A 20,351-nucleotide genomic window follows, 5' to 3' on the forward strand; every position below is an offset into this window, starting at 1 on the left:
GTGGCAAAGGTAGTGTGATGGGTTGATACTGCGCTTAGGAAGAAATATGTAATTGTGAAAAATGTGAAAATAAAACGAGCGCATATTTCCAGATATTACCTGAGCACTTTCATTTTTACCATTTCGATACGTGTATCGCTTACATTCAGCACATCAAATTCATACTTATCTATAATAATGCGCTCTTTAGGTTTGGGAATTTTTTCATGTTCGTTGATGATGTAGCCAGATAACGTTTCATATTCGCTTCTCGGAAAATCGAGGTGGTACTTTTCATTGAGGTAATCGAGCTCGAGCCTGCCTGAAAAGATATATTCATGTTCCGCAATCTGTTTTTCTACAAACTCTTCTATATCATACTCATCTTTAATATCTCCAAAGATCTCTTCCAGCACATCTTCCATGGTTATGATGCCGGCAGTACCACCAAATTCATCTATTACCCAGGCAATGCTTTTACGCTCCCTCGAGAGTTTGTTAATAAGGTCTGTAGCGTTCATACTTTCAGGTACAACCGGTATAGGCAATACCACTGCGGAAATGTTTGTTGGTTTTTTGAACAGATCTAACTGGTGCACATAGCCTGAGATATTGTCAATATTGCCGTCGTAAACAATGATCTTGCTCAACTTTGTGTCTTCAAATTTTTTCCGCAGGGTGGCGATGTCTGTATTCAGCTCAACGGCTTCAATTTCTGTGCGGGGCACCAGGCATTGGCGTATTCTTACCGCAGGCAACGACAAAGCGTTTTGCAGCAATTCCCTGTTTAGTTCTGTATTGTTGTCATTCTGCTCACTGGTTTCCTGTAAAAAATGGTCCAGGTCTACCATTGAAAAAGTATCTTCTGATTTTCTAACCCGCACATTGAAAAGATATTTGAGAATACTCTCAGACAAGCTTACAAAAAGTGCGGAAACCGGTGCAAAAAAACTATGAAAAAAATCGCTGAAACCTGCAAAAGCGGTAAGATATGTGTCACTCTTTGCTTTAAAAATAGCCCTTGGATAAAGTTTTGCGAAGAAGATGGTAACGATCCATACAATAATAATATCTACGCCCAGCTTAAGGTATGGGTTATTGGTATGCAGGGGTATCAGCAGCACGTTCCGGATCAGTTCGCTTACCAATAGCCCGTAAATAATGAGGAACAGATTGTAACCTACCAGGTTGCCTCCCAAAAATTTCGATTGCTGCTCCATCAGACGAGACATAATTACACCACCTGATCTTCCCTGTTTTTTCTTTAGCTCAATACCCAGCCTGTTTGCACTGATAAAAGCGATCTCAATACCCGAAAAAATTGCCACGAAAATCAGTGCCAGCACTATAAAGATCAATAAAATAGATGCGGTAGACATACTTCGAAAATAAATTAAATGCGGTTGCCGTCAAAATATGAAAGCAGAAGGTTTTTTATGAGCCAGGCTACAGTACATGCATGAAGCTTTCGTTGCGTCGCACTCTTGTACTGCATAGCATTGCCCGGCAGCGCATACTATATTAGCTCGTAGCAAATCTCAACTATAAAATCAGTTCATTAAAGACTTATTCAGCAACTGCTGTGCAACCTCTTTAAAATGTACCGGCACATACAATTCAATCTCACCAAAGCTCAGGTAACTGCTGTCCATCCTGTTAAGCACAAATACCTCTATGCTGTTTTCTTCCAGCATCCCCTTGATGATACTGGCCTCTGCATAATTGCGTGTGCTGTATAATTTAAACCAACCCTTCATAGGAATGTATTATTGCTGCTTCAGTAACTGTGTACTTTCCTTTTTAAATGCAATAAAAATGACTATAATCGCCATAGCAGCAATCACGCCGTAATAATAAGGGTAGGTATCATCCATGGCATCAGGGGTAAGTTTGCCGGAACGGCTGAGGCTGTACAAGACCGTTACACCAAATGCATTGTTCAGAAAATGCGCTATTACCGGCAGCCATAAATTTTTGCTGTAATGAAAAATATAGCCCAGTAAAAAACCAAGGAACAGCCGTGGTAAAAAGCCAAAAAAAGACAAGTGTACTGCACTAAAAATAATGCTGGTAATAAGTATACCGGCAAAAGCACTTCCTGTTCCTTTTACCAGTATTTGTTGCATACAACCGCGGAAAAACATTTCTTCAAATAAAGCCGGTGTTATTGCGAGTATCAGCAGTGTAAAGAGGTAGTCGTTTACATTTTTCATGTTGGCAATACTCATTACCTGCTTGCTGTAATTTTCTTCCCAAACTTTGAATTTTTGGTTAAGTTCTTCAGTTAATGGTATCATCCTGTTCAATTCTCCCAAAGCGCCGCCAAGCGCTATACCTGCTACGATCATCAGCACTACCAGGAAAACCTGCTTGCCACTCATGGTCTCATTGTAGCCAAGTTGTTCTACAGGTTTGGGACCGCTGATGGCAGCCACCGCCAGTGCAGGTACACCCCACATAAGAAAGGAAGAAAAGATCTGCAGCACCCTTATAAAATCTATGTTCCTGGGTTCAAACATCGCTGTAGATAAATCCTCCAGTGGTATATTCAGTGCATACCTTGCCAGTAACCCCATTATCAAAGAAAGCAGTACCATGCCCACACCAACAAAACCAATCAATAAGGCAAACTGGCCAATAGAATTCAACTTTTGATTACTGAGCATACCATTTGTTTATAAGGCTGTAAATTTGCAACTCATTTTTGAGAGTAGCAGGTTTTAGCTGCACTCTTATTGAAATTTATTTGAATGGTTAAAATTGGCAATATTGAGCTTCCAACATTTCCACTACTGCTGGCGCCGATGGAAGATGTAAGCGATCCGCCTTTTCGTGCGGTGTGTAAAGACAATGGTGCAGACCTTATGTACACTGAATTTATCAGCAGTGAAGGTCTTATTCGCGATGCTATAAAAAGCCGCCATAAGCTCGACATTTTCGATTACGAAAAACCCATCGGCATACAGATTTTTGGCGGCGATGAAGAAGCCATGGCCCTTAGCGCAAGGATCGTGGAAACAGTTCAGCCAGATCTTGTCGATATTAATTTTGGTTGCCCCGTAAAAAAAGTAGTAAGTAAAGGTGCCGGGGCAGGCGTGCTGAAAGACCTGCCATTAATGACAAGGCTTACAGAAGCCGTGGTAAAAAGTACCTTACTTCCCGTTACGGTGAAAACTCGTTTGGGGTGGGATGATCATTCCAGAAATATAGAAGAGGTGGCAGAGCGCTTGCAGGATGTTGGCATACAGGCACTGGCAATTCATGGCCGCACAAGAACCCAGATGTATAAAGGCGAAGCAGATTGGACGCTGATTGCCAAAGTAAAAGAAAACCCCCGCATCAAAATACCCATTTTTGGCAATGGTGATATAGATAGCCCCGAGAAAGCACTGGCATACAAAAACCGTTACGGTGTAGATGGTATCATGATTGGCCGTGCCGCTATTGGCTACCCCTGGATATTTAATGAGATAAAGCATTACATGGCTACCGGCAGCCATTTACCCGCACCATCATTGCAACAGCGCATACAGGTCATCAGTAAACATCTCCATAAATCTGTACAATGGAAAGGCCCTATCGTCGGCATTAACGAAATGCGCCGCCATTACGCCAATTACCTGAAAGGTATGCCTGGTATAAAAGAATACCGCAACAGGCTTGTTATTCTTAAAACAGTAGAAGAAATTGATGAGGTACTGGCAGAAATAGCCGGTAAATACGAAGGCTTCGAGTTTGAGAAAACACCGATAGAACTGATCAACTACCACGAAAAATGCCCTTTGTAAATATGTGCTGCCGGCTGCATTGCTACTATTGAGCTTCCGTTGTGTCACTCACTTGTACATTCTGTTCATGTGTGGGCATTGCACTCACATCTTCATTTTCTGCAGGAAGGTTTTTATGCCATTTGTATAGTCGTGTGCCCTTTTCTCAGCAATAAAATCTGCCCCGAGCATTATGGCTGCCTCTATAGCAAGCGCCACGCCAATGCCCGTTATTAACTGCTTTTCAGGGTTGCTTCTATAAACAAGTGCCAATACAACACCTGCCACCAGCAGAATGATTTCTGTCCACCGGTAGGTAACGAAATTTTTGTTTACTTCTTCCATCCGGGGCAATTCCTGTTGTTGCACTTTTAATGGATCTGTTTCAAAGGCATACACCATATCTGTCCGCTGTTTATCACTTCTTGCAAAAACAGTATAACCTACAATCACCTGTATAAGCGCAATCAAAATCAACGGTATTGCAGCACCTTTCCAGAACGGTGTTTTCCAGTAAAGCAAGCCAACCAAAGCTATGCTGATAGCGGCTATACCAAGTAAGATGAATAAAAGGCTTTCCTGCTTTTCTGCAATAAAATATTTTTCAATATCGGTTTTGGTAAACATGCCCCGGCAGTTTTTATAAAGATAAATCTTTACATGTAAACTATTCAATTACATCTGCCAGCTCAACCGGTGCTACGGCACTGCTGTAAAAATTTACCAGCTCACCATCTTCATTTACCAGGTATTTACAAAAGTTCCATGTGGGCTCCTGGTCGTTCCAGCCATTCTTCGTTTTGTCTGAAAGCCACTTGAAAACATCGTTTTGCCCGGGCTTTTTAATAACCGTGCTTTTTGCCATTAAAGGGAAAGTAACACCATAATTAACCTGGCAAAAACTGGCTATTTCTTCATTACTGCCCTTTTCCTGCTCACCAAAATCATTTGCGGGAAAACCCAGTATTACAAGCTTGTCTTTGTATTGCGTGTACAGCTTTTCAAGGTCTGCATATTGTGGCGTATAGCCGCAGTCACTTGCCGTATTTACCAGTAAAACTTTTTTACCACGGAACTGTTCAAAACTCATTGCTTCTCCTTTATTGTTTTTTGCACTCAGGGAATAAAATGAAATGGCAGGTTGCATAACGGTTGTATTATTATTTACTTTTTTTGGTTTACCTAATTTCATTAATACCGGGTAAAATACCCGCATCAGCGATTGCCTGAAAGTCATATCTTCTTTTTTAACGGTTACTAAAACAACAGCAATTATACCAACAACTACAACAAGCTTTTTCATTATACTGTTTTGTTGTAAAGAAAATACCAGGCCGGTTGTGTGTAACAAACGAAAGTTGTGCCGGCGTTGCTGCCAAAAGTTATATAGTACAAGAGTGCGACGCAAGGAACGATGCCATGCAATACAACTGCCGGGTACATCATTGCCTTTACCGGATTATCCACTTCAGCAACTTCAGCTTTCCCTGGAACGGCGGATATTTTATAGCCGGGTCGAACCATGTGGGTGTTTTCATAACGGCCTTTTTATGACTGAAGGTATTGAATGAAAACCTGCCATGGTAGTGGCCTGTACCACTAAAACCTCTTCCGCCAAAAGGCAGGTTATAATTGGTTAAATGCAGGCTTGCATTGTTGATACAGCCACCGCCAAATGCAACCCCGGAAACCCACTCCTGCGCTGTTTGATCACTTTCTGTAAACACATAAAAAGCCAGTGGGTTTTTGTGTTGTGCCACAATATTCAACGCCGCTGCTTTGGATGTAAAAGCAATTATTGGCAAAATGGGACCAAAAATCTCCTCCTGCATTACGGGTGCCGTTAAAGCAGGCTCATCCAGCAAGGTTGGTGCTATAAAAAGACCAGCGCGGTCAAAACTGCCACCGTAAATGATTTTTTCGTTTGCGAGATAACCGGTTAGCCGGTCAAATTGTTTTTCGTTGATGATCTTTCCATAACCCGCGGCAGCGGCAGCATTGCCTGTATAAAATTGTTCAATGGCCTGCTGCAATGCTGCAGTAAGTTGTGCTTTTACGGATGCATGTACCAAAATGTAATCCGGCGCCACACACATCTGCCCGCAATTGGAAAACTTTGTCATGGCTATTCTTTTGGCAGCTACCTGTATATTGGCGTCTGCCTCTACAATACAGGGGCTTTTGCCACCCAGCTCCAATGTTACGGGCACCAGGTTTTTAGCCGCCATGCCATAAATAATTTTACCAACCGTTGTGCTACCGGTATAAAATACGTGATCAAACACGAAACTGTTCATCATTGCCGGAACAACAGCCGCCCCGTCTCCTTCTACATACAACACATATTTTTCATCAAATGCTCTGGCCACAATATCTTTCATTACCCTTGCGGTGGCAGGCGCAAATTCGCTTGGTTTCAGCACCACACAATTGCCTGCTGCTATAGCGCCAATTAACGGGGTAAACAAGAGCTGAAACGGGTAATTCCACGGCCCGATGATTAATACAACACCAAGCGGTTCGTTCATGACATAACTCGAAGACGGCATATTGAGCAGGTTGGTAGATACCTTTTCAGGCTTCATCCACCGGGAAAGATTACGTATAGCATCATTTAGCTCGGTTATAAAAAAACCTGTTTCTGTAACCCAGGTTTCTTCCCTGCTTTTCTTAAGATCTGTATACAGTGCTTCGTACAACGCATCTTCGTGCTGCAAAACGATATTTTTCAGTTGCAGCAACTGCTGTTTCCTGAACGCAAATGTTTTGGTGGCGCCGCTGTTGTAAAAGCTGCGCATTGTTTCGAGTTTGTCCTCTAAAGCATTGATCATACCGCAGAAATGTAAGGAGTAAATATTATGAGCCAGGCTGTAAGTTATGTATTAAGCTTCCGTTGCGTCGCACTCTTGTACTGTATCACTTTATTCAGCTGCTCCGGGTGCAACAACGTTATAAAGCTTTGGCAGGTTTTTACCGGCAATAGCACCTGTCAAAGCATGGTTTATGCGCTGCACACCTCATCGATCGCTTCAATGATCTTGTTACAGGCTTCAACCAATTGTTTTTCTGTAATAAGTAGCGGTGGGGCAATGCGCAACCTGTTTGGTGCAAACAAAAACCAGTCGGTAATCAGCCCTCTTGCAATACATTGGTGAATAACTTTTCTATTGGTTTCAAAACTGTCAAATTCCACTGCCGCCCATAAACCCGCGGTAGTTACATTTATAATGTCAGTGTGTACCAGGTGCTGCTTCAGTATAGCTTCTTTTTGTAAAACATCTTCGCACATTTTATTGTCCAGCAGTACTTCCAACGCCGCTTTACCGGCTGCACAAGATACCGGGTGACCACCAAATGTGGTAATGTGGCCCAGTACGGGATCATGGGTTAACAACTGCATAAGCTGCCGGCCGGCTATAAACGCACCCAATGGCATACCGCCACCAAGCGCTTTGCCCAACAAAAGTATGTCGGGCACTACGCCATATTGCTCAAAGGCCCACAAAGAACCCGTTCTGCCAAAGCCGGCCTGTATTTCATCAAGTATCAATAAAGTACCGGTCTCAATACATCGCTGCCTGATAAGCTGTAACCAACCCGGCGGAGATTTTGTTATTCCACTTTCTGCCTGTACAGTTTCCAATATTATGCAAGCTGTATGGTTGTCGATGGCATGAATGGCCGCGCTGCTGCCATAATCAAAATGGTACACATCGGGCAGCAGCGGCCGGAAGGCATTTTTAAAATATTCATCGCCCATAAGGCTTAGTGCACCCTGCGTGCTGCCATGATAACTTTTGTTGAATGCAATAATCTTTGACCGCCCGGTAGCTCGCTTGGCAAGTTTCATGGCGCCTTCTGTGGCTTCTGCGCCGCTGTTGGTAAAGTAAACGCTGTTAAGCGCCGGCGGCAGGTAATCAGTGAGCATTTTTGCATAAGCTACCTGTGGCGCTTCAATAAATTCGCCGTATACAATCAGGTGCATAAATTCGGCAGCCTGCTTTTGCACGGCTTCTACCACGCGCTGGTTTGAATGCCCGATATTGGCAACACTAAACCCTGCAATAAGATCAACATATTCTTTTCCATTTACATCATACTGGTAAATGCCCGAGGCCTTTACCATTTCCAATGCTATTGGCCCGGGAGAGGTTTGGGCAACATGTTGCAGGAATAACTGACGATAATTCATTTAAATGATTGTTGGGAAAAATCAGCAACGAAGTTAGCTGAAGTTCGCCGATCAGGTTAAATTCGCAATGAACGGCGGGCCTGCTATAAGACACCTGGCCTTAAAAGCTGGTGCCGCAACGTAAACACACGCAGATACACCCGGTGCAGCTGCATAAAGTGTTAGTGTACAAGTGTGCGACGCAACAAAAGCATCATACCTGTTCTGCAGCCGGGGACATAAAAAAATTACAAAAAAGATTTACGTATGGCTATTATATTACCTGTGCTTGGCAAAAACCCACAATTTGGCAGCAACTGCTTTGTAGCGCCCAATGCTGTTATTTGTGGTGATGTAATAATGGGAGACGATTGCAGTGTATGGTTTAACGCTGTAATAAGGGGTGATGTACACTACATAAAAATGGGCAATAAGGTCAATGTTCAGGATGGGGCTGTTATTCACTGCACCTATGAGAAGAACCCGACGAATATTGGCAACAATGTATCGATAGGCCATAATGCAATTGTACATGGCTGTAATGTGTACGACAATGTGCTGATTGGAATGGGCGCCATAGTAATGGACCGTTGTGAAATTCACAGCAACTCAATTATTGCCGCCGGAGCAGTAGTGCTGGAAGGCACGATTGTGGAAGAAGGCAGTATTTATGCCGGGGTGCCTGCCAAAAAGGTAAAAGACATCTCCAGAGACCTTATTCATGGAGAAATTGACCGGATAGCGAATAATTATGTAAAATATTCTTCCTGGTTTTCTGATTTTAATGCAGCGAAATAAAAAATACGTTGTCTAATATTGGTAAGGATAATTTCCAAAGAGCCATAACTAACTGCTTGTTTTTACTTTATATTAATATTCAAAGGAAGTTATCCTTATTTTTTTGCACGAAATTTGCCATTATGAGAAGCCGGGGTCGTTGCTAATATTCTTAATTGCCTGCCTGAGATATCTACTGCGAACCCTAACCATCAGCAAACTTCTTTTATAAAAGAGCTGTTAGTGTAACGAACTTAATTCGTTGTTGAATTGTAATACAATTATAAGATATACAAACAGAATAACTATGAAACCAAATGATTACAACACCACTTTCAGTACCATTATTGACGACAGTGCAACGCTGCAACAATTTTATGTGCTTACAAACGAGCTAAGCCGCATAAGAAAAGTGCGTTTTACCTCGAAACATGATGAGGTAGATAACATTGAATGGAACTTTAAGTACCGTGGCTACCCGTTAAGCCTTAACTATAGTATTTATTCCGGCGTTACACTTACGCCGCAAAACAGCACGGATAAAGATGCCAAGATGGTTATGGAGCTTGCCGGCAAACTTAAAGGTAAGGCCGCGCATCAGTAATGCTTGTCTTCCATTGAATCGAGAATGTTACAATAACTGATGTAGCGTTCGATTGCAATTTTTTCTTCCTCTACAGCCTCTTTTACCGCACAGCCTGGTTCGTTGATGTGTATACAGTTGTTGAACTGGCAATTCTTTAGCATTTCCCGCATCTCAGGGTAATAGTGTGAAAGTTCCTGTTTGTCTATATCCGTAATACCAAATTCTCTTATACCGGGTGTATCAATGATTTTACCACCAAATGGCAGATCAAACATTTCTGCAAAGGTGGTGGTATGCATGCCTTTACCACTCCAGCCACTTACTTCTTTTGTGCGCAATGCCAGGTCTGGAAAAATAGCATTGATAAAAGTAGATTTACCAACCCCACTATGGCCGCTTAACAGCGTTGTTTTGTCTTTAAGTGTTTCTTTCAACGCATCTATACCAGTATTATTGGCGATGCTAGTAAGGAGTACTTTGTAGTTGATGGCCTCGTATATTGCTTTGCGTTCTTCAAAAACCTGTAATTCTTTTTTCTTATACAGGTCTGCTTTATTAAACACAATTACCGGCGGCACATGGTACGCTTCTGCAGCAACCAGAAACCTGTCGATAAACCCTTGCGAGGTACGCGGTTCTTTTAACGTTGCAAAAAGCAGCAGCTGGTCGAGATTAGAAGCTACAATGTGGCGTTCCCTGTTTTGATGTGGTGTAGCCCGTGCAATATAATTGGCACGTGGGTAGATTTGCGTGATTGTAACAGTTTGTTCTACTTCATTTTCCATTTCTACCTCTACCTGGTCGCCCACTGCGATGGGATTGGTGGAGGTAATGCCATCAATTTTAAATACACCTTTTATACGGGCATTCATTACTTTACCGGCATCATTCTTTACCACGTACCAGCTACCGGTAGACTTATAAACCAACGCTTTCATTACAACGAAGATACGTTGCGTTTAAGGTTGTACATAAATGGTGTGGTTTCTTTCCATAATGTTCTGCCAGCGGGGTATTGCCCAAGCACCAGGATAAAATAATGCAAAAAGGAGCGGCTTAGCAAATGCCGACTTATTTGTTGCCGTACAAGTGAGTGACACAACCAAAGCTTAATAGTAGTATTGCAGCTTTGCACATAAAAAAACCGCCGGTGATTACCGGCGGTTATATAGAGTAGCAAAGTTTAATCTTTAATATTGGTATTGAACGACGGTTTTTCAAATTTCCACTCGCTCATATCGAGTTTGCGCTGCTGCGGGTACACTTCATCGCAGGTATTTCCATCGTACAACCTGCCGTTTTTCATTACCATTTTTATACTGTTTGTATTGCGGATGTTTTCGAGCGGGTTTTTATCGAGAATCACCATATCTGCAAGTTTGCCGGGCTCTATACTGCCAAGGTCTTTATCTAAGCCAAGCCCCTGTGCACCAAGAATGGTTGCGCACTTCAATGCATCTATCGTTCTCATGCCGCCGCTTTGCAGTGCCCAAAGCTCCCAATGGTAACCGAGACCCTGGAATTCTCCATGGCTGCCTACACCAACCATACCGCCGGTCTCAACAAGTCCTTTCATGTTCTTTGCGTGCTTGGGGAATATCTGCTCTTCATCCATTGCCCATGCAGCATTTGCGTAGGGAAACGTGCCCCCAAGTCTTCTTGTTTTACTTGCCAGTTCTTCGTAAGCAAAGAAGTGCTGCACTTTGGGATCGTTGTAAGGCAGTTCTCTTGCCCAGAAATAATTCTCTGCCCATGGCCCGCCGTAAGAAACAAGCAGTGTGGGCGTAACAATCATGCCTGCCTGTGCAATAGACTTCCACACATCGCTGTATAAAGGATAGATAGGCAGGGCGTGCTCGTGACCAGGATAACCATCGAGCAGGTTGGTCATATTGAGTTTAAAATCGAGACCGCCTTCGGTGGTGGGCATCAACTCCTGGTTACGGGCGGCATTAATGATCCACTGCCGTTGCCTGCGGTTGCCGGTGAGATACATTTTGATGTATTTGGTATGGAAGTATTTGCTGTACTGGCGCAAAATATCTTCTGCCTGGGTTGAATCTTTTACATTGTAAAACCAGAAACCTACACCCGGACCTGTGGAGTAAACGCGTGGCCCGATCATCATGCCTGCATCAACCATATCGCTGTAAGTAAGCACATCTGTAGTGGCAGTTTGCGGGTCTCTGGTAGTTGTTACACCATAAGCAAGATTGGCGGCATAGATCCATACCTGGTTTTTGTGAATACCCCAGTTGGGCCACATATGTGCGTGAGGATCTACAAAGCCGGGCACAATTGTTTTGCCGCTCATATCCATTTCTTTAGTGCCTTCAGGTGCCGTGACCGACCCTGATTTACCAACTGCCTTAATGCGGTTGTTCTCCACCAGTACATCGCCGTTTTCAATTACCTCATCGCCTTTCATGGTAATGATGCGTGCATGTTTTAATAACACTGTGCCTTGCGGAATATCTTTCTTAAAATAAAATTTTACATCTACTTCCTGTGGCTTGTATTCCGGTTCTTCTTTCTTTGTGTCTTTCTTAACTGTTGTGTCTTTCGCTTTTACAGAATCCTGTATTTTTTTTAAAGAGTCTGCTGCTTTCTTTAGTGTTGAGTCAGCATTTAGTTTGGCAATAGAATCGGTCTTTCTTTTTTCCTCTTCCTTTTTTGCTTCTTTGAGGCTGTCTTCAAAATTTTGCGCTTTTTCTACGTCGTATGTAAAATGTGTGCTGCCCAGGCTCCAATGCACCGTTTTGCCATCGCCCTGCCAGAAAGGAAATTCTCCGCCAACATCAGTAAGCTTGCGTGCAGGAAACTCTGCATCTTCTGCGCTGGCCACTGATATTTCTTCCGTCTTACCGGTTTTAGGTATGGTAACTACATAAATATTATTGTTGATCTGCGCCAGTGCCCTTCCACCCGTGGGCGACATGGTGATCCACGATGCCGCAGCGGGTGGGTTCATCTCCCTTTCATTGGCGTCGTCTTCAAACATGATGCAACCCATTTTGGAAGCATCTGGCTTGCCATTGATAGTAGGTATTGAACCAAAAGAAGTAATACCGGTAATGTGTGCAATTTTCTTTTCGTCCACACCTTCCCAGTTTACGGAGATTACATCGCCGTTATTGTTATTAAGGTATATACGGCTGTCATCGCCTTTTACAAAATGCGGGTTATACCTTCCGGCAGCATTGTCAATTTTAGTAATTGCCCCACCAGCCGGTGAGATCCAGCAAAGTTCATCTTCGCTACCATCATAACCCGGCCCGTAAGAATCTTTATAAGCCCTGGCTTTACTTCGCAGGAAAACAATCTTATCACCTTTGGGTGTGTAATTCAAGTATTGATAAAGGCCTGGTTCGGTACTCAGCTTTACCAAGGTATTTCCCTTTGTACCGAGTACCGATTTGTAAATGTTACCACCATCGGCGCTCCAGGTACAAAAAACAATGGCGTTACCATCGGGGCTCCATGCGGGATGCGCCTCGGTAAAGTCGTTGTTTGTTACCCGTTTTGGTATACCGGAAGGATAATCCATTACATACAGCCTGTTCAAAATAGTAAAAGCCAAACGCTTACCATCGGGTGAAGGAACCGCATCTCTTATTTGCGTGGATTGCTGGTATGCCGTATCTGAAACACCATATTTAAAAGCCAGCTTTGGGCCAAGTTCCAGGTTTACATCTGCACTGAAAGGTATTTCGGTTATTTTACTGCCATCGATAGGTATCCTGTAAAACCTGCCTCCATAAGATGCAATCAATGCTTTGCTGTCTGGCGTAAAACACATAGCAGGCAATACACCCAACGGGGCAATAGACTCCTGTTCATCGCGCTGTACAGGATAAGCCAGCCATTTTTCGTCGCCACTTTTCAGGTCTCGTATCACCAGCCCTGTTTTGTCTTCAAACCTTGAACCGTACACCATCCATTTGCCATCTTTGGAAAGTACGGGTGTGAAACCAGATCCATACCGAGACGTAACGTAGGTAGTGTTGCCTTTCTCACGATCGTACATACCTATTTCATACTGTGGCAGAATAGCATTATAGCGCCATGCGCTGTTTCTTGCCGAGAAATAGATATATCGTCCATCTGCACTGATAGCAGGATCAATTGCTTTAAGGCTGGCCGGGCCATCAAGCAACTGTATACCACTACCACCCCTGCGGTGTACCATGTACAGTTTCATGTTGCGCCGCCCTTTGCTGAACACGATGTAGTCTCCATCCGGTGTCCAGCATGCATCGGGAAAGTATTGGTTCTGATCGCTGGTAACCTGCATGGTATCTTTTTTCTCCATATCTATGTACCACACATTGTCTGCACCGCTGCGGTCAGATACAAACAATAATTTTTTTCCATCGGGGCTGTATCGTGGATGCACATCGTACGCAAGACCTTTTGTAATGGCTGTTGCTTTGCCACCTTCTACAGGCATCGTGTAAAGGTCGCCCATGAGGTCAAACACAACGGTCTTCCCATCGGGACTAACATCCAGGCTCATCCATGAACCTTCTGTGGTATTAAAGTTTATCCTTCTCGCTGGCTTCAGCGGCAGGCTCTTAAATTCAGCATATTTTGCTGAATCTTTTTTAGTAGAATCGGCCGGGGAAGCACTTCGCTCTTTAGGATAGAATGCTGCATTTGCCTGCGTTGACAACAGGAAAAACGCCGCCAGTGCAGCAGCGCTGGTTAAGATTTTACTCATTGCAGTAGTATTTTATAATTGGAAAAGTATACAATAACATTTGAAGAAAGAAAACATGGTAACCGCTTTTATATGAACGGAAACCGCTTAAAGAAGAATGGTTTTTATGTACCCTGCTTAAGTACATATGGCATCACCTGTTGCGTCGCACACTTGTACTGCAAATCATTAGTCAACAGCTCCGGGCGTAACACCATACTGCATGTCACTTTTTCTATACAGCAACAGTGCAGCAAGCTTTTACAAATACATGCAACAAGAGATGTTTATTACTTTTATTTTAGCGTTATGTTGAAGTTTTATTTTTTCTGCTCAGTTATTACATTATCCTGCAAGGTATTTGCCCAGCCACCTGCAAACCATCTCGATGTACAACATTACAATATCAGTCTTTATCTAAACGATTCCACCAATATCATTCGAGGCAAAGCCGGCGTTACAGTTAAGTTTACTAATGCAGTGGACAAGGTTATACTCGATCTTGTTCAAAAAACAGCTGATGGAAAAGGCATGACCGTAACAGCAGTTTCAAAGAAAGACAGCCCGCTTAAATTCATGCAAGACGCAGACCATTTGATCATAGACGACAAAGCTGTTGCTTCAAACGAGCACATTTATACAATAAGCTACCAGGGCATACCTGCAAACGGTTTGATCATTGATACCAACAAATACGGCGACAGAACTTTTTTCGGCGATAACTGGCCAAACAGAGCCCATAACTGGTTTCCGTGTAACGATCATCCGTCAGATAAAGCAACAGTAGAATTTGCTATTACTGCACCAGAGCATTACCAGGTCATCGCCAATGGCTTACAGATAGAAGAGACAAACCTTCCCGGGCATTTAAAGCTTACCCGCTACCGCGAAGAAACACCATTGCCAACAAAAGTTATGGTGATCGGCGCGGCAGATTTTGCCGTTAACTATAGCGGTAACGCGGGTAATATTCCTGTTTATAGTTGGGTATACCCGCAGGATCGCGACAAGGGTTTTACCAGCTATGCCGCAGCAAAAGACATTCTGCCGTGGTTTGAGCAAAAGATTGCACCATACCCGTACAAAAAACTCGCAAACGTGCAATCAAAAACCATATTTGGCGGCATGGAAAATGCAAATGCGATTTTCTATTTCGAAAATTCTGTTACAGACAAAAGCCTGGAAGCATTGCTGGTGCACGAAATAGCACACCAGTGGTTTGGTAATTCTGCTTCAGAACAAGACTGGAACCATTTGTGGCTGAGCGAAGGCTTTGCTACTTATATGACGCATTTGTACCACCAGGACAAATATGGAACAGACAGTATGAACAACAGGCTGCAAACAGATCGCGACGAAGTGGTAGCATTTTCCCAAAAAAGAAAAACACCTGTTTCTGATACAACTGCATACGGTAACCTTATGCAGTTACTGAATGTAAACAGCTACCAGAAAGGCGGATGGGTTCTACACATGCTTAGAAATAAAGTTGGTGATGATCTGTTTTTTAAAAGTATACGGGTTTATTACAACACGTACAAAGGAAGCAATGCAACTACTGATAATCTCAGGGAGATATTTGAAGATGTATGCCAGCAGGATTTAAAAGATTTCTTTGCACAATGGATATACACCACCGGCCAGCCGGCGTTGTCAATAGAATGGCAATACAACAAACGAAAAAAACAGGTTACATTTACCATTACACAAACGCAGGAACAACTGTTTACGTTTCCGCTGGCAATAAAAGTGGATGAACTTGCAACACAAACAATTGCTGTGTCTGCGAAAACAACCATAGCATCTTATAATATTAACAATACTCCTCCTTCAATTGTAGTGGACCCCGATACTAAACTTTTGTGCACGTACACAGTAACAGAAAGAAAGTAACAGTAACCGGTAGTCGGCTTATTTATTTGAACCAGTTTTACACGTATAAAATTTATTGCTGTTGACGCATTAGCCAATACACATCGTTGTTGCATAATGCCCATCAGTACAAGTGAGTGACACAACCGGCGATGCCACATGCACCAACGCCGGTAACCAAAAAATAATAAAACCCTTATGCTTGTTAAAACATTTGGCAGTGCAGTTTATGGAGTAGAGGCCATTACTATTACAGCAGAAGTAAATGTACTTGCGGGAGACCTGAAATATTACATTGTTGGTCTGCCTGATAATGCGGTGAAAGAAAGCCTGCAAAGAATTGAAAGCGCTATAAAAGACAACAATTTTATGTGGCCGCGGACCAAACTGGTGGTTAACCTTGCGCCTGCAGATATTAAGAAAACGGGCTCTGCATTTGACCTTCCGATAGCCATTGGCGTACTTGGTGCTACAGGCCAGATTGAAGAACCAGAGCGTTTGGCAGACTATGTAATGATGGGAGAATTGAGTCTCGATGGTACTGTGCAACCCATTAAAGGCGCATTACCAATTGCCATACAGGCAAGAAAAGAAGGTTTTAAAGGTCTTATTGTTCCACACCAAAATGTGAGAGAAGCGGGCATGGTAAACAACCTTGAAGTTTACGGGGTTTCGCATATGAAAGAAGTAGTGCAGTTCTTTAAAGATCCCACCGCCCTTAAGGCTGTTGAAGTAAATACTAGAGAAGAATTTTTTGAAAACCAATATGAATTCGAACTTGATTTTAATGATGTAAAAGGACAGGAAAATATTAAACGCGCTATGGAAATTGCGGCTGCCGGCGGGCACAATGCCATACTGATAGGCCCGCCGGGTGCAGGCAAAACTATGCTGGCCAAACGGCTGCCAACCATATTACCACCACTGACCTTGTACGAAGCACTTGAAACAACCAAGATACATAGCGTGGCAGGTAAACTGCCTGAAAACAGTTCTCTGGTGAGCAAACGACCATTTCGCTCTCCACACCATACCATCAGCGATGTTGCGCTGGTGGGTGGTGGCGGCGTACCACAACCGGGAGAAATTTCTTTAGCACATAATGGAGTGTTATTTCTTGACGAACTGCCCGAATTTAAAAGAACCGTACTGGAAGTAATGCGGCAGCCCATGGAAGAACGACGGGTTACTATTTCCAGGGCAAAAGTGGCACTTGATTTTCCTGCCAACTTTATGTTGATCGCCTCTATGAACCCCTGCCCGTGCGGGTTTTATAACCACCCGGAAAAAGAATGTACCTGTCCTGCCGGTGCGGTACAAAAATACCTCAACAAAATCTCCGGTCCTTTACTAGACAGGATAGATCTTCATGTTGAAGTTACACCAGTGGCTTTTTCTGAATTAAGCAGCAGTCATAAAGGTGAATCATCTGCGTCAATAAGACAACGTGTAATAAAAGCCCGTGAGATACAGGCCGCACGTTACAAAGACGCACCCGGCATGTATGCAAATGCGCAGATGAGCAGTAAACAACTGCGCGACATTTGTACCATAAACCAGGCCGGTGAAGCACTGCTTAAGAAAGCCATGGAAAGGCTTAATTTATCGGCCCGTGCCTACGACAGGATTTTGAAAGTCAGCCGCACAATAGCAGATCTTGCTGCCAGCAACGAAATAAAGGCAGAGCACCTGGCAGAAGCCATTCAATACCGCAGCTTAGACCGCGAGGGTTGGGCGGGATAGAAAATGATGTTGCCAGCTTTGTATCATTGGGCATCACCTGTTGCCACGCTCGGTTCGGCGTTCCGTTTTTATGGCGTCTGCAGCGTACTGCATACATAACTTCCCGCAAATAAAAACCCGGCGTTTGTATAGGGACCGCGATAAATAAAAAAAATATTCCAGGGAGTGGCAATGCTTTTCACCCGCACATACAACTTGTAATAAAGGCAAACCTTAAATTTTATACGCATTTTTTAAGGTCGGTTTCAAGGAAAATTTGTGTGTCTGCAATACATTTGTGCTATTCACACCTGTGTATAACTCCAATTTCCCTTGAAGTACCTCTAATCATCCGTACCAAAACAGCCAATTAGTGCTATAAACAATGCTTATGAAGAAATTGACTTCTACGATTTATTTGCGGAAGTTCATTACATCTTTGAAAACAAGGAGTTCATTTTGTGCAACGATCCTTGGAAGCATTTTTTTATTTAACAGTGTAACGGCCCAGGCTACAGATACAGCATCGGTGAAAAGACCGGTATTGATTACAAGCCTTGAGCAATCGGGTATTCCGGCATCGATGGTGGCACGCTTAAAACACATGTCTCCAACAGAAATTGCGGAAATGAATGAAGAATACCAGCAGACCGACCTGGGTACGGGGGGCGAGACGGTAGTTACAACAGTTAAATTAAGGTTTATAGAAAATCATATTACAGGTTACATTAAAAAAGCGACGGTGAGTAACCTGGATAAGATTCAGCATATCAGTTACATAGACATACCCATCGAGTGGATGTGCATCCCGCCAAAACAGGACCATCCCTTTCACTTTTGTTCGAACCTGGCAGACCTGGATAGCGTAAAATCTCAAAACGGCTGTCTTGACTGGGTACAAAGGGACAATAATGTAATTATTGACTTTGCCAGTGATAAAAAGCCTAAGAAAAAAGGCTTGTTTTCCAGAAGCGCCCAGAAAACAAAACAATGAGCCTGTTTTTGACTTGTACTTTTTTTGAAAACGCAGCAGATAAATCCAATACCATATAAAGTAAACTTCAAGCACACATTTATGTGCTGCGAACCATATAGCCTGCTTCACTTTAGGTGAGATGGCAAGCTATGCTCGAAATATTTTGCCTCTACGAGGCAATTATTTTTTACAGACCTTTCGATCTCATCCGGGTTGTGTACCTAACTAACGTCAGCAAATTCTTTTCAAATTTCCTTTTATGGCCATGCCCAATCTTCATGCAAAGATTGTTTCTTTGCAGCGCAAAGAACCGCATGTATGGTATTGTCTCAGCATCGCTGTTGCTCCATGCAATGGTGCACAAGTGAGTGACACAACGATGCTTAATGCCTGTTCTGCTGCTGGTTAACTAACTTCAAAAAAAATCATAAAATTTAAACCTCACTTTATTATGAGTTACATTGCCGACATTCATGCCCGCCAGATTCTGGATAGCCGTGGTAATCCTACAGTAGAAGTTGACGTATTAACGGAAAATGGTGAGCTTGGCCGTGCTGCAGTGCCAAGTGGCGCATCTACAGGTATTCATGAAGCTGTTGAATTACGTGATGGTGATAAAGCTGTATATGTTGGTAAAGGCGTACTGAAAGCAGTGGCAAACGTTAATGATATAATTGCTGACCAACTGATTGGCTGGAGCATTAACGACCAGGCAGGAATTGATGCCAAACTACTTGAAATTGATGGTACTGAAAACAAAAGCAAACTGGGTGCAAACGCAACACTCGCAGTATCTATGGCTGTGGCAAAAGCCGCCGCTATTGAAAGCAACCTGCCACTGTACCGCTATCTTGGTGGTGTAAATGCCACTGTATTACCAATGCCACTGATGAACATTCTGAACGGTGGTGTACACGCTGATAACAAAATTGATTACCAGGAATACATGATTGTACCTGTTGGTGCTGAAACTTTTAGTGAAGGTTTGCGCTGGGGTGTTGAGATCTTCCATCAGCTGAAAAGTGTATTGAAGAAAAAAGGATACAGTACAAACGTAGGCGATGAAGGTGGTTTTGCACCGGATATTCAAAGCAATGAAGAGGCTATTGAAACAGTATTGCAGGCTATTGAAGCGGCGGGTTACAAAGTAGGCAGCCAGATTGGTATTGCCCTTGATGCTGCAAGCAGTGAAATGTTTAAAGACGGCAAGTACAAATTTTATAAAAGCAGTGGAAGAGAAATAAGCAGCGATGAGATGGTTGCTTACTGGACAGAGTGGGTAAACAAATATCCTATTGTATCTATTGAGGATGGAATGGCTGAAGAAGATTGGGATGGCTGGAAAAAGCTAACTGATGCCATAGGCAGTCGCGTGCAGCTTGTGGGCGATGACCTGTTCGTAACCAATACAAAGATCTTAAAACGTGGCATTGATACCGGCACGGCAAACAGCATTTTGATCAAGGTAAACCAGATTGGTACAGTTACAGAAACAATCAACGCTGTGCAGATGGCACAAAATGCAGGCTACACTACTATCATGAGCCACCGCAGTGGTGAGACTGAAGATACTACTATAGCAGACCTTGCTGTGGCGTTGAATTGCGGACAAATTAAAACCGGTTCTGCAAGCCGTACAGACCGTATGGCAAAATACAACCAGCTAATACGTATAGAAGAGGCTTTAGGCTCAAATGGTATATATCCGAAGGGTAAAATTAAGTTTGGTAAATAATTACTAACAAATTCACACTATTTCATAAATCGTTGGTCTATTTTGTAGTTTTACAAAGGCCAACGAT

The 20,351-nt window shown here is 43.1% G+C and carries 16 protein-coding genes; 7 read left to right on the forward strand and 9 right to left on the reverse strand.

The features are described from left to right. Window positions 1–95: 95 nt before the first annotated feature. The 3 genes from I5907_RS03115 to I5907_RS03125 all read right to left on the reverse strand — a co-directional run bounded on the left by I5907_RS03115 (window position 96) and on the right by I5907_RS03125 (window position 2,645). Window positions 96–1,358, reverse strand: a complete 1,263-nt coding sequence (locus I5907_RS03115; RefSeq protein WP_196989267.1) for a hemolysin family protein — start codon at window positions 1,356–1,358, stop codon at window positions 96–98. A gap of 171 nt (window positions 1,359–1,529) precedes the next feature. Continuing rightward, the gene (locus tag I5907_RS03120; RefSeq protein ID WP_196989268.1) at window positions 1,530–1,736 is read right to left on the reverse strand and encodes a putative signal transducing protein; all 207 of its coding nucleotides are present in this window, start codon (window positions 1,734–1,736) and stop codon (window positions 1,530–1,532) included. A gap of 9 nt (window positions 1,737–1,745) precedes the next feature. After that, on the reverse strand, window positions 1,746–2,645 hold the full coding sequence (locus tag I5907_RS03125) for a CPBP family intramembrane glutamic endopeptidase (RefSeq protein ID WP_196989269.1): 900 nt from the start codon (window positions 2,643–2,645) through the stop codon (window positions 1,746–1,748). Window positions 2,646–2,729: 84 nt separating this feature from the next. Between I5907_RS03125 and dusB the strand changes: the two genes are divergently transcribed. Then, on the forward strand, window positions 2,730–3,767 hold the full coding sequence (dusB, locus tag I5907_RS03130) for a tRNA dihydrouridine synthase DusB (protein WP_196989270.1): 1,038 nt from the start codon (window positions 2,730–2,732) through the stop codon (window positions 3,765–3,767). An 84-nt stretch (window positions 3,768–3,851) separates the two neighbouring features. Here the strand turns inward: dusB and I5907_RS03135 are convergent, their stop codons facing one another. From I5907_RS03135 to I5907_RS03150, 4 genes are all read right to left on the reverse strand, one after another. Further along, on the reverse strand, window positions 3,852–4,373 hold the full coding sequence (locus I5907_RS03135) for a hypothetical protein (protein ID WP_196989271.1): 522 nt from the start codon (window positions 4,371–4,373) through the stop codon (window positions 3,852–3,854). A gap of 40 nt (window positions 4,374–4,413) precedes the next feature. Beyond that, window positions 4,414–5,049 carry a glutathione peroxidase gene (locus tag I5907_RS03140; RefSeq protein ID WP_231401949.1) on the reverse strand — a complete coding sequence of 212 codons (636 nt, stop codon included), beginning with the start codon at window positions 5,047–5,049 and terminating at the stop codon, window positions 4,414–4,416. Between the two features lie 148 nt (window positions 5,050–5,197). Then, window positions 5,198–6,577, reverse strand: a complete 1,380-nt coding sequence (locus tag I5907_RS03145; protein WP_196989272.1) for an aldehyde dehydrogenase — start codon at window positions 6,575–6,577, stop codon at window positions 5,198–5,200. A 170-nt stretch (window positions 6,578–6,747) separates the two neighbouring features. Next, complete coding sequence (locus I5907_RS03150) at window positions 6,748–7,938, reverse strand: aspartate aminotransferase family protein (protein WP_196989273.1); 1,191 nt, start codon at window positions 7,936–7,938, stop codon at window positions 6,748–6,750. A gap of 246 nt (window positions 7,939–8,184) precedes the next feature. Between I5907_RS03150 and I5907_RS03155 the strand changes: the two genes are divergently transcribed. Both I5907_RS03155 and I5907_RS03160 read left to right on the forward strand, forming a co-directional pair. Further along, window positions 8,185–8,715 carry a gamma carbonic anhydrase family protein gene (locus tag I5907_RS03155; protein ID WP_196989274.1) on the forward strand — a complete coding sequence of 177 codons (531 nt, stop codon included), beginning with the start codon at window positions 8,185–8,187 and terminating at the stop codon, window positions 8,713–8,715. A gap of 286 nt (window positions 8,716–9,001) precedes the next feature. After that, a complete protein-coding gene (locus I5907_RS03160; RefSeq protein ID WP_196989275.1) occupies window positions 9,002–9,298 on the forward strand; it encodes a hypothetical protein in 297 nt (98 codons plus the stop codon). Here the strand turns inward: I5907_RS03160 and rsgA are convergent. Both rsgA and I5907_RS03170 read right to left on the reverse strand, forming a co-directional pair. Further along, on the reverse strand, window positions 9,292–10,218 hold the full coding sequence (rsgA, locus tag I5907_RS03165; protein ID WP_196989276.1) for a ribosome small subunit-dependent GTPase A: 927 nt from the start codon (window positions 10,216–10,218) through the stop codon (window positions 9,292–9,294). The two genes, I5907_RS03160 and rsgA, sit on opposite strands and share 7 nt — an antisense overlap. A gap of 245 nt (window positions 10,219–10,463) precedes the next feature. Continuing rightward, the gene (locus I5907_RS03170) at window positions 10,464–14,000 is read right to left on the reverse strand and encodes an amidohydrolase family protein (protein ID WP_196989277.1); all 3,537 of its coding nucleotides are present in this window, start codon (window positions 13,998–14,000) and stop codon (window positions 10,464–10,466) included. Window positions 14,001–14,288: 288 nt separating this feature from the next. Here I5907_RS03170 and I5907_RS03175 point away from each other — a divergent pair, with 288 nt between their 5' ends. The 4 genes from I5907_RS03175 to eno all read left to right on the forward strand — a co-directional run bounded on the left by I5907_RS03175 (window position 14,289) and on the right by eno (window position 20,284). Further along, window positions 14,289–15,872: a M1 family metallopeptidase gene (locus I5907_RS03175; RefSeq protein WP_196989278.1), complete on the forward strand. Its 1,584-nt coding sequence runs from the start codon at window positions 14,289–14,291 to the stop codon at window positions 15,870–15,872. Window positions 15,873–16,049: 177 nt separating this feature from the next. Continuing rightward, window positions 16,050–17,594 carry a YifB family Mg chelatase-like AAA ATPase gene (locus I5907_RS03180; protein WP_196989279.1) on the forward strand — a complete coding sequence of 515 codons (1,545 nt, stop codon included), beginning with the start codon at window positions 16,050–16,052 and terminating at the stop codon, window positions 17,592–17,594. Between the two features lie 370 nt (window positions 17,595–17,964). Further along, entirely contained in the window at window positions 17,965–18,567 is a 603-nt protein-coding gene (locus I5907_RS03185; RefSeq protein ID WP_196989280.1) for a hypothetical protein, read from the forward strand. A 433-nt stretch (window positions 18,568–19,000) separates the two neighbouring features. After that, window positions 19,001–20,284: a phosphopyruvate hydratase gene (gene eno / locus I5907_RS03190; RefSeq protein ID WP_196989281.1), complete on the forward strand. Its 1,284-nt coding sequence runs from the start codon at window positions 19,001–19,003 to the stop codon at window positions 20,282–20,284. Window positions 20,285–20,351: the final 67 nt, after the last annotated feature.

It is taken from the genome of Panacibacter microcysteis (assembly GCF_015831355.1).
Taxonomy (GTDB): domain Bacteria; phylum Bacteroidota; class Bacteroidia; order Chitinophagales; family Chitinophagaceae; genus Panacibacter; species Panacibacter microcysteis.

What these genes read in the sequence shown, in the direction of transcription:
- I5907_RS03115 (WP_196989267.1), bottom strand. Translation starts at nt 1,358, where the DNA reads ATGTCTACCGCATCTATTTTATTGATCTTTATAGTGCTGGCACTGATT.
- I5907_RS03120 (WP_196989268.1), bottom strand. Translation starts at nt 1,736, where the DNA reads ATGAAGGGTTGGTTTAAATTATACAGCACACGCAATTATGCAGAGGCC.
- I5907_RS03125 (WP_196989269.1), bottom strand. Translation starts at nt 2,645, where the DNA reads ATGCTCAGTAATCAAAAGTTGAATTCTATTGGCCAGTTTGCCTTATTG.
- dusB (WP_196989270.1), top strand. Translation starts at nt 2,730, where the DNA reads ATGGTTAAAATTGGCAATATTGAGCTTCCAACATTTCCACTACTGCTG.
- I5907_RS03135 (WP_196989271.1), bottom strand. Translation starts at nt 4,373, where the DNA reads ATGTTTACCAAAACCGATATTGAAAAATATTTTATTGCAGAAAAGCAG.
- I5907_RS03140 (WP_231401949.1), bottom strand. Translation starts at nt 5,049, where the DNA reads ATGAAAAAGCTTGTTGTAGTTGTTGGTATAATTGCTGTTGTTTTAGTA.
- I5907_RS03145 (WP_196989272.1), bottom strand. Translation starts at nt 6,577, where the DNA reads ATGATCAATGCTTTAGAGGACAAACTCGAAACAATGCGCAGCTTTTAC.
- I5907_RS03150 (WP_196989273.1), bottom strand. Translation starts at nt 7,938, where the DNA reads ATGAATTATCGTCAGTTATTCCTGCAACATGTTGCCCAAACCTCTCCC.
- I5907_RS03155 (WP_196989274.1), top strand. Translation starts at nt 8,185, where the DNA reads ATGGCTATTATATTACCTGTGCTTGGCAAAAACCCACAATTTGGCAGC.
- I5907_RS03160 (WP_196989275.1), top strand. Translation starts at nt 9,002, where the DNA reads ATGAAACCAAATGATTACAACACCACTTTCAGTACCATTATTGACGAC.
- rsgA (WP_196989276.1), bottom strand. Translation starts at nt 10,218, where the DNA reads ATGAAAGCGTTGGTTTATAAGTCTACCGGTAGCTGGTACGTGGTAAAG.
- I5907_RS03170 (WP_196989277.1), bottom strand. Translation starts at nt 14,000, where the DNA reads ATGAGTAAAATCTTAACCAGCGCTGCTGCACTGGCGGCGTTTTTCCTG.
- I5907_RS03175 (WP_196989278.1), top strand. Translation starts at nt 14,289, where the DNA reads ATGTTGAAGTTTTATTTTTTCTGCTCAGTTATTACATTATCCTGCAAG.
- I5907_RS03180 (WP_196989279.1), top strand. Translation starts at nt 16,050, where the DNA reads ATGCTTGTTAAAACATTTGGCAGTGCAGTTTATGGAGTAGAGGCCATT.
- I5907_RS03185 (WP_196989280.1), top strand. Translation starts at nt 17,965, where the DNA reads ATGAAGAAATTGACTTCTACGATTTATTTGCGGAAGTTCATTACATCT.
- eno (WP_196989281.1), top strand. Translation starts at nt 19,001, where the DNA reads ATGAGTTACATTGCCGACATTCATGCCCGCCAGATTCTGGATAGCCGT.